Below are 8,857 nucleotides of genomic sequence, written 5' to 3'. Positions count from 1 at the left end.
ACCTGCGGAAAACCGCCCCCCGCAGACCCCCCACCTGGGTACATACACGGAAGTCCCGCCCCCGGACACGCCAGGGGCGGGACTTCGCCGGGCCGCTCAGACCCAGACCGTGGAGACCGTCAGCCAATCTCGGTACCGGTGACCTCCAGGGCCTCCGTGACCGGCTGGAAGAAGGTCTCGCCACCGGAGGTGCAGTCACCGCTGCCGCCGGAGGTGAGGCCGACGGCCTTGTCGCCCGAGAAGAGCGAGCCGCCGCTGTCGCCCGGCTCCGCGCAGACGTCGGTCTGGATGAGACCGTTGACGATGTCACCGCTGCCGTAGTTCACGGTGGCGTCCAGACCGGTGACCGTGCCCTCGTGCACCTGCGTCGTCGAACCGCTGCGGGTGACCTTCATCCCGACGGTGGCCTCGGCAGCGCCCGTGATCTCCTGGGCGGAGCCGTTGTAGAGGTTGACCTCGCTGGGGTGGTCGACCTCGGCCGTGTACTTGACCAGGCCGTAGTCGTCGTCCGGGAAGCTGGACACCTCGTTCGTGCCGATCTCGTTGCCGTCGGAGTCCGACCAGGTGGAGATCGACTCGGTGCAGTGCCCGGCGGTCAGGAAGAACGGCTCCCCGCCCTTGACCACGTTGAAGCCGAGGGAGCAGCGTCCGCTCCCGTCGGTGATGGCGTCGCCGCCCGCGATGAAGGGCTTGAACTCCCCCTTCGTCCGCTTGAGTTCGGCCTTCGCGCCGAGCCCGTCGACCACCTTGGTCAGCTTGGCCCACTCGGCCTTGGACACCGTGCGGTCCGCGGTGACGACGACCTTGTTGGTCTGCGGGTCGGTCGCCCACGAGGTGCCGGGGATGGTGGCGTCCTGCTTGAGCGTCGTACGGGCGCTCTTCAGCTCGGCGAGGGAGTTCTCGACGATTCTCGCCTTGGCGCCGGCCTGCTGGACGGTCTTGGCGGCGGCCTCGTCGAGCACGTTCACCACGAGGGCCTTGCTCTTCGCGTCGTAATACGTTCCCGCCGCGTCGGCGCCCAGGTCCTGACCGAGCGTCGAGGCGAGCTTTCCGGCCGCGGCGACCGAGAGGGTGCGGAGCGTGGGGGTCTGCTCGGTCTCGCTCGCGTTCGCACTCTGGAAGGTGACTCCCGCGGCGACCAGTGCGGCGATTCCCGCACCCGCCACGGCGGCACGCCGCCTGGGTATGCGTCGGTGCTTCAACTCACGTCCTCCTGTGGGGGGTCGGCCGGAGAGGGGCGTGTGGGGACCCCCACCGACCGGAAGGCGTACGGACAGGGACGCGACCAACAACAAAAAGCGCCGCGTCCATGCCAACTTGCGGCGCCCACTATTCCGAGGAGCGCGGGGAGCACACAAGGTCCACTTCAGGCCGAGCGTCAACTCGCCGGAGCCCAGGGGCGTACGCCCGCTGTGACGTTACCGTCCGGTATCACACCTTGTGAATTCCCACTGCAAACACGGGATGCAACGATCTCCTGCGCAATGGGTGAGGTCTAGTCCTGTCTTGATATCTCCCCTCCCGTGTCCGTATCCAAACGGGGCCACCGGTCCGGGAGTTGCATCCGCACCGATTGCCGATCCACGACGGACGCGAACAAGGGCGAGCCCCCACACGGCATGTGCCGCGTGGGGGCTCGCCCCCTGCTGACTACTGCGGTTCGGTCGCGCGGATACCGGAGCGACTCCGGCCGCACACCGGTCGGATCAGGGTCAGTAGACGCTGACCCCGTAGGCACTCAGGGCCTCGGTGACCGGCTGGAAGAAGGTCGTACCGCCGGAGGTGCAGTTGCCGCTGCCACCGGAGGTCAGACCGTACGCGACGCCGTTGCTGCCGTAGAGCGGGCCGCCGGAGTCGCCGGGCTCGGCGCAGACCGTGGTCTGGATCATGCCGTAGACGATGTCACCGCCACCGTAGTTGACGGTCGCGTTGAGCGCGGTGACCCGTCCGGTGCGGGTGCCGGTGGTGGAACCGGTACGGATGACGTTGGTACCCACGCTCGGGGTGGCAGCGCTGGTGATGTCCACACTGCCCGCGGTGCCGTCCTTGGTGATGGACGTGTTGCTGTACCGGACGATCCCGTAGTCGTTCGTCGGGAAGCTCGATCCGGTGGTCGGTCCGAGGACCGTGGTGCGGCCGGAGTTGGAGTACCAGGTGCCCGCGCCGTCGGTGCAGTGACCGGCGGTCAGGAAGTAGTACGTGCTGCCGCTGCGCACGTTGAAGCCGAGGGAGCAGCGCCAGCTACTCGCATAGATGGCGTCGCCGCCCTTGATCAGTTTGTTGAACTTGCCCGGGGTGTGCTTGATCGTCAGGGCGTCGGCGTTGCTGCCGGCCGCCTCCTTGATCTCGGCGAGCTCCGCCTTGGAGACGGTGCTGTCGACGGTGACGACGACCTTGCCGCTCTTCTCGTCGATCGCCCAGGCGGTGCCCGGTATGTCGGCCTTGAGTACCGACGCGCTGGCGCTCTTGAGCTGGGTCTTGCTGAAGGTCTGCGCGTCGCTCGCCTGCGCGGTGGGGACTGTGACGGCAGCCGCGGCCACGAGTCCGGTGGTGACGGCGATCAGCCGGTTCCGTCTCGTGATTCCGCTGCGGGGGGTGGTGCGCTTGATCCTCACTGTTCGTTCCCTCCTGAGGGAAGTCGGGGGCCCGCTGTGGGGTCGGGGCCCGTGAGGCGCAAGCCAGGGGGAGAGTGCACGGATTCCGGACACGCTGTGCCCCTGACAAGGCGCTGGGGGGAGTATTCGGCCGCGCGGTCGAGTGACGCAAGGGGGCCTTTCGGTCTGGTGGGGCGTCAACTTCGCCTGTTACCAGCGGTAGTTGATCTCACGGCGCACATGTGAAGATTCTGTGCAGATCCCGGGGCCCACTCAAGTGACCCGTACGAGACGGCCGATGGCGCTCCCCCCGGCACTCATTCGGCGCCGTTCCAGCACCCTTTCGGCACCGTTCCAGCCCCCTTGTGGCAGTCGGAGCGCCTTCGTCCCCCGCCGGCCCGCGGCTCAGCAGTCGCACCCGCAGCAGTCACAGCAGTCGCAGTCACAGTCGCGGCAGCAGCCCCTCCGCTTCTTCCGGGACCACGGGCCCTCGTACTCCTTGGCACAGCACAGCTTGCAGGTGCAGCACAGCAGCCAGAACATCCCGCACCCGGCCCAGAACCCGCGCCGCCCCCTCGGCTGCTGGCCTGACGGGCCGTCACCGAAGCCACCGGAACCACCACCGCCGAAGCCGCCCGCTCCCCCGTACGGGTTGCCGTCCCCGTACGGGTTACCACCTCCGTACGGATCGCCTCCCGCATACGGGTTCTGCGGGCCACCCTGCGGCGGCGGACCGTAGGGCCCCGGCGGCTGCGCCTGCCCGTACGGGCCGGGCTGGTGCGCCGAGCACCTCGCGACCGTACCGAACGCGTGGTCCACCGAGCGCCGCAGCTCGTGCACGAGGAGCATGTGCGCCAGCTTCCCCTCGGCACCGTGCTTCCCCGGGGAGTCCTCGGACCCCCAGACGACCTCCCGCAACGCGAGCCTCATCCCGTGCAGCGCGTCGTCGGCGAGCCGCCGGGCCTCGGCGAGGGATGTCCCCGTGGCCGTGAGCGGGTTCCACGCGCCCGAGGCCGCGTCGGCCTCCCTGTCCTCCACCGCGTCCAGCAGATGGGCGAGCCGCCCGAAGAGCCGTCCGGCCTCGGCGAGCGGCTCCACGTTGCCGGGGCGGCCGGCCAGGACCGCGGTGTGGGCGAAGGCCGCCGCGGTCGCCGTCTCGGTCGGTTCGGTGACCGTCAGAATCGGCGTCCCGGGCCCGGCGAGCGCCTCGATCCCCACCTGCCGGTCCACGGCGTCCACGAGCAGTGCCGTGTCGAACCCGACCTCGGATCCCGTACGCGCGCCCGCCCGCCCCCAGCCCGCGGCCACCCGGCGCGCGGCGAGCGCCACCGGCCTGCGGGCCAACAGCCCGTCCCCGTCGGCCATGTGGTCGCGCACCTTGGCCGAGGCGAGCACGAGCGAGACGGCGGCGGCGAGCCGCGCCCCCTCACCACGGGCGACCGAGGCCGTGCGCATCCCGCGCAGGGCGCAGGGCCCGGCGGTCCGCCGCCATCCGGCCGAGCGCTCGCGGTCCGCCTGAGCCTCCGTCAGAACGGAGACGAGCAGCCCGTCGTAGTTGGTGACGAGCCGGGCGAACTGTCCGTGGTCCCCGCGCAGCGCGAGACAGAGCCCACACAGATGCGCCATCCACTGGGCACTCAGTGCCTCACCGAGCCGATGGCTGCAGGGCCTGACGATTCCGAACATGACACTCCCCCGTGTCTTCGTGCGATGGCCGGCCATGTCGTGTGATGTCCAGCTGTCGCATCGTATCGACCCGGGGCATTCACCCATACGCTCCGGCCGTCACCCTTCCGCCGCGAGAAATATTATTTCACTCACAGTCAGCAGCCGTGTACGACGCAGCCCTTGGGGCATACGGGCCCTCGACGAAATCGTTCTGCACCAGTACCGTCACGAAACCCCCGCGCGGCGTCTAACCACTTGGCGCGCCATCCGCATCATGGACGACGATAGGGATGCGGAAAGCAGAAATGACCGCTGTGAGAGGAGGCGTCCATGGGATCGGTGCGCAAGGCGAGTGCCTGGCTTGGCCTCGTCGACGACAACGATGACGAGCGTTACTACGACGACGACTACGCCGAGGGGCAGGAGTCCGGCGATGCCTGGGTCACCGACCCCCGCGTGAAGGTCGCGTCCGAGTCCGCCCAGGAGAAGGGCCGCCGGATCGGCACGGTGACCCCGGACAGCTTCCGGGACGCCCGCAACATCGGCGAGCTCTTCCGGAGCGGGGTCCCGGTCATCATGAACCTCACGAACATGGAGTCCGCCGACGCCAAGCGCGTCGTCGACTTCGCGGCCGGTCTGATCTTCGGCCTGCGCGGCTCGATCGAGCGCGTCTCCAACCGTGTGTTCCTGCTGACCCCGGCCGACACGCAGATCGTCAGCGGCGAGCCCGCCGCCCGTCAGGCGGACGGTTTCTTCAACCAGAGCTGAGGCAGGGCCGCTCATCTGCCCCGCATTCCGATGGGGGGATCACCGGAACGCGTCGAGGCCGGTGAGCGCCTTGCCCAGCACCAGCTGGTGCATCTCGACGGTGCCCTCGTAGGTGAGCACGGACTCCAGATTGGTGGCGTGCCGCATGACGGGATACTCGAGGGAGATCCCGTTGGCGCCGAGGATCGTACGAGCGGTGCGGCAGATCTCGATCGCCTCCCGTACGTTGTTCAGCTTGCCGAAGCTGATCTGCTCGGGACGGAGCCGTCCCGCGTCCATCCGCCGCCCCAGATGGTGGGCGAGCAGAATCCCCTTGTGCAGCTCGACCGCCATGTCGGCGAGCTTGGCCTGGGTGAGCTGGAAGCCGCCGATGGGCCTGCCGAACTGCTCCCGGGTCCGCGCGTAGTCGACGGCGGCCTCGAAGCAGGCCCGCGCCGCCCCCATCGAACCCCACACGATCCCGTAGCGGGCGTGGGAGAGACAGCTGAGCGGCCCCTTGAGTCCGGTGACCTCGGGCAGTACGGCGTCGGCGGGCAGTCTTACGTCGTCCATGACGAGCTCACTGGTGACGGACGCGCGCAAGGACCACTTGTGCTTGATCTCGGGCGCCGAGAAACCCGGGCTGTCGGTCGGCACCACGAACCCGCGGATCCCCTCCTCCGTCCGTGCCCAGACCACGGCCACCCCGGCGACGGACCCGTTGGTGATCCACGTCTTCCGGCCGGTGAGCACCCAGTCGGCGCCGTCGCGCCGGGCGTACGTACGCATCGACGCGGGGTCGGATCCATGGTCCGGCTCGGTCAGCCCGAAGCACCCGATGACCTCGCCGGAGGCCATGCGCGGCAGCCACGTCTGCTTCTGTTCCCCGCTGCCGAACCGGTGGACGGCGTACATGGCGAGGGACCCCTGCACGGACACGAGCGACCGGATCCCCGAGTCCGCGGCCTCCAGCTCCAGACAGGCCAGCCCGTACTGCACGGCACTGGCACCGGCACATCCGTACCCGCTGAGGGACATGCCCAGGGCGCCCATCGACCCCAGCTCCCGGGCCAGCTCCCGGATCCCGGGCAGCTCCCCGGTCTCGTACCACTCGGCGACGTACGGCAGCACCCGCTCGGCGGCCCAACTCCGCACGGTGTCGCGGATGGAGAGGTCTTCGTCGTCCAGCAGATCGTCAAGTCCCAGCGGATCGGCGGGATCGAAGGGCGGCAACGTCGAGGAAGCGGACATGGGGGCGGCCTCCGGCTCAGGAAAACTAGCACCGCTAATAAGGGGTCGACGCCGACGTTACGACGGCACTTCTTTCCGCCGCAACGGCGACCAGCCACGACGACGCGGCCCGACGGCGCCGAACCCGCCCCGGCCGGCGAACCCGTCACCCACGTGCCTCGGCACGCGCCTCAGCTCACGGACGACTCGGCCCGCACCTTCGCGCTCTCCTTACGGGGCGCGGGCACATCGGTCCCCTCGGCCGGGCCCGCCGCAGACGCCTCGCACTCCATGGCCCGCGGCAACCGCAGCGCCATCACCGCCCCCGCCAGCAACAGCACCGCGCTGACCAGCAGCGTCACATGCAGCCCGTGCACGAAGGAGTCCCGCGCGGCATGGCGCAGAGCCTCGCCCGGCGAGCCACCCAGCCTGCCGGCCACCTCGTACGCCTCGCCCAGCGAGTGCCCGGCCGCCGCCGAGGCCGCCTGGGGAACCCCGCGCACATCGGACAGCCCGGGCGCGTACGCCGCGTTCATCACGCTGCCGAGCAGGGCGATACCGATGCCCGCCCCGAGCTGGTACGACGTCTCGCCGATGGCCGCGGCCCCGCCCGCCTGGGCCTGTGGCGCCTCGCTGAGCATCGACTCGTACGCCCCGAAGAGCGTCGTCTCCAGGCCGAACCCGAGGAGGACGAAGCCGGTGAGCAGCAGGGCGGGCTTGTCGTGCTGACCCATGGCCATCAGCAGGACGACCGCGCCCGCCGTGAGGCAGAAGCCCACGGACACCATGCGGCGCGGCCCGAGGCGTTGCAGCATCTTCGAGCCGAACAGCCCCGCAGCCATCGCCGCGACCGTGAGCGGCAGCAGCCGCAGGCCCGTCTCCAGCGGGGACAGCCCCAGCACGAGTTGCAGATACTGCGCCGCGATCAGTTCCAGCCCCACCAGCGCGAGCATGGCGAGCACGATGCAGCCGACGGAGGTGCTGAACGCGGGGCGCGCGAACATCCGCAGGTCCACCAGCGGGTGGGTGCGCCGCCGCTGCCGCCGTACGAAGGCGGTCAGCAGCCCGCCGCCCAGCACCAGGGGCAGCAGCGTGTACAGGTCGAACGGGTTCTCCCCGCTGCCCAGCCGCTTCACGCCGAGCACGACGCCGAAGAGGCCGAGGGCGGCCATGAGCGCGCCCACCACGTCCCAGGGCCCGTTCCGGTCACCGGTCGACTCGGGCAGCAGCAGGCGGCCGACCGGCAGGCTGACCACCATCAGCGGGATGTTGACGAGGAAGACCGAGCCCCACCAGAAGTGCTCCAGCAGGAAGCCGCCGAGCAGGGGCCCGACGGCGGCGCCGACCGCGGCCACGCCGGTCCAGATGCCGATGGCCAGCGCCCGCTCGCGCCGGTCGGGGAACACCTGCCGCAGGATCGACAGCGTGGCGGGCATGATCATGGCGCCACCGACGCCGAGCAGCGCCCGGGCCACGATCAGCACCGGCGCGTTGTCGGCGACGGCCGCCATGCCCGAGGCGATGCCGAAGAGTCCGTATCCGAGGAGGAGGACCCGTCTGCGGCCGACGCGGTCGCCGAGCGTGCCGAAGAGGATCAGCAGCGAGGCGCAGACGAGCGGGTAGGCGTCGACGATCCAGAGCAACTCGATCGCGCTGGGTGTGAGGTCCTCGGTGACGGCAGGGACCGCGACGTGCAGCACGGTGGCGTCGAGGGCGACGAGCAGCAGGCTGGCGCAGAGGACGACGAGGACGACCCAGCGGTTGGCACCGCCTCCGGCCGCCCGACGGCACCGCGCAGCGGCCGTGGTCGTCCCGGACATGTACGTACCTCCCAGATGAACCCTCGCGTTCGGCGGGACCGCGGGGCGGGGACTCCCCGGCGGCTGCGGCCCGGGAGGAGCGGTGTCCCGGACCCGCGCAACGAAAGGCGAGTGAGCCGTCAGGGTACGCGAGATCCCGCCGGTGGCGCGTGGCGGACCTCTCATGGAGCGTTCATGCAGCGTGTGGCGTACGCCACGCACTTCTCCGCGTCACTGCTCCCGTCACCTCTCCCGCCCTCTGTCCTGTCGCCTCCCGTGTCATCTGCCCCGCCGTCCCGCCCGTCATCCGGCATCACGTACGAAAAGGCCGTCCGGTTCCGGGGGCCGCCGATAATCGAGCGCGTGACCGATCTTGCAACGCGCCCGGCGCCGACCCTGCTGCGCCGGGCCGCCCCCGCACTCCTCGGGTACGCCGCCGTGCGCTCCCTGGGTCTGGTCGTCCTCGCCCTGTGGAGCGCGGCGCGCGACAAGAGCGCGCACACCCTCTTGACGGCTCGCTGGGACTCGCTCTGGTACGTCAGGGTCGCCGATCTGGGGTACGGCTACGAGGTCCGGCTCCCGGGCGGCGACATCCACTCCAACCTCGCCTTCTTCCCGCTGCTGCCCTGGCTGGAGCGGACCGTGTCGGCGGTGACCCCGCTGTCGTCCGCGGACGCCGGCCTCCTCGTGAGCACGTTCGCCTCGCTGGCCGCCGCCTGGGGGATCTTCGCCGTCGCGGACCACGTGTACGGGTCTCGGCACGTGTACGGGTCCCGGGAGGAAGAAGGGCGCGAAGCGCGGCCCGGGAAGGGAGGTGGG

6 protein-coding genes and 1 pseudogene are annotated in these 8,857 nt (G+C 70.3%); 2 read left to right on the top strand and 5 right to left on the bottom strand.

From position 1 onward, the window contains the following. Nucleotides 1-119: 119 nt before the first annotated feature. The 3 genes from FNH04_RS35505 to FNH04_RS35495 all read right to left on the bottom strand — a co-directional run bounded on the left by FNH04_RS35505 (nucleotide 120) and on the right by FNH04_RS35495 (nucleotide 4,280). Complete coding sequence (locus FNH04_RS35505; RefSeq protein ID WP_152789967.1) at nucleotides 120-1,202, bottom strand: S1 family peptidase; 1,083 nt, start codon at nucleotides 1,200-1,202, stop codon at nucleotides 120-122. Nucleotides 1,203-1,712: 510 nt separating this feature from the next. Beyond that, nucleotides 1,713-2,615, bottom strand: a complete 903-nt coding sequence (locus tag FNH04_RS35500) for a S1 family peptidase (RefSeq protein WP_322724776.1) — start codon at nucleotides 2,613-2,615, stop codon at nucleotides 1,713-1,715. Between the two features lie 384 nt (nucleotides 2,616-2,999). Further along, the gene (locus tag FNH04_RS35495) at nucleotides 3,000-4,280 is read right to left on the bottom strand and encodes a DUF5685 family protein (RefSeq protein WP_194236915.1); all 1,281 of its coding nucleotides are present in this window, start codon (nucleotides 4,278-4,280) and stop codon (nucleotides 3,000-3,002) included. Between the two features lie 312 nt (nucleotides 4,281-4,592). Here FNH04_RS35495 and FNH04_RS35490 point away from each other — a divergent pair, with 312 nt between their 5' ends. Beyond that, a complete protein-coding gene (locus FNH04_RS35490) occupies nucleotides 4,593-5,030 on the top strand; it encodes a cell division protein SepF (RefSeq protein ID WP_152789965.1) in 438 nt (145 codons plus the stop codon). Nucleotides 5,031-5,069: 39 nt separating this feature from the next. On the opposite strand, the gene FNH04_RS35485 is transcribed toward FNH04_RS35490, so the two are convergent. Further along, nucleotides 5,070-6,260: an acyl-CoA dehydrogenase family protein gene (locus FNH04_RS35485; RefSeq protein WP_152789964.1), complete on the bottom strand. Its 1,191-nt coding sequence runs from the start codon at nucleotides 6,258-6,260 to the stop codon at nucleotides 5,070-5,072. A 170-nt stretch (nucleotides 6,261-6,430) separates the two neighbouring features. After that, nucleotides 6,431-8,059: an MFS transporter gene (locus FNH04_RS35480; protein ID WP_152789963.1), complete on the bottom strand. Its 1,629-nt coding sequence runs from the start codon at nucleotides 8,057-8,059 to the stop codon at nucleotides 6,431-6,433. A 342-nt stretch (nucleotides 8,060-8,401) separates the two neighbouring features. On the opposite strand from FNH04_RS35480, the pseudogene FNH04_RS46850 reads away from it, so the two are divergent. Further along, a pseudogene (locus FNH04_RS46850) lies at nucleotides 8,402-8,857 on the top strand (hypothetical protein); the annotation flags it as partial.

The organism is Streptomyces phyllanthi, from assembly GCF_009377205.1.
GTDB classification, from domain to species: Bacteria; Actinomycetota; Actinomycetes; order Streptomycetales; family Streptomycetaceae; genus Streptomyces; species Streptomyces phyllanthi.
Note: the sequence above shows the minus strand (reverse complement) of the source record. Positions and strands in the feature narration are given on the sequence as shown.

Coding starts and splice junctions, on each gene's coding strand:
- FNH04_RS35495 (WP_194236915.1), bottom strand. CDS start 4,280: ATGTTCGGAATCGTCAGGCCCTGCAGCCATCGGCTCGGTGAGGCACTG.
- FNH04_RS35485 (WP_152789964.1), bottom strand. CDS start 6,260: ATGTCCGCTTCCTCGACGTTGCCGCCCTTCGATCCCGCCGATCCGCTG.
- FNH04_RS35480 (WP_152789963.1), bottom strand. CDS start 8,059: ATGTCCGGGACGACCACGGCCGCTGCGCGGTGCCGTCGGGCGGCCGGA.
- FNH04_RS35490 (WP_152789965.1), top strand. CDS start 4,593: ATGGGATCGGTGCGCAAGGCGAGTGCCTGGCTTGGCCTCGTCGACGAC.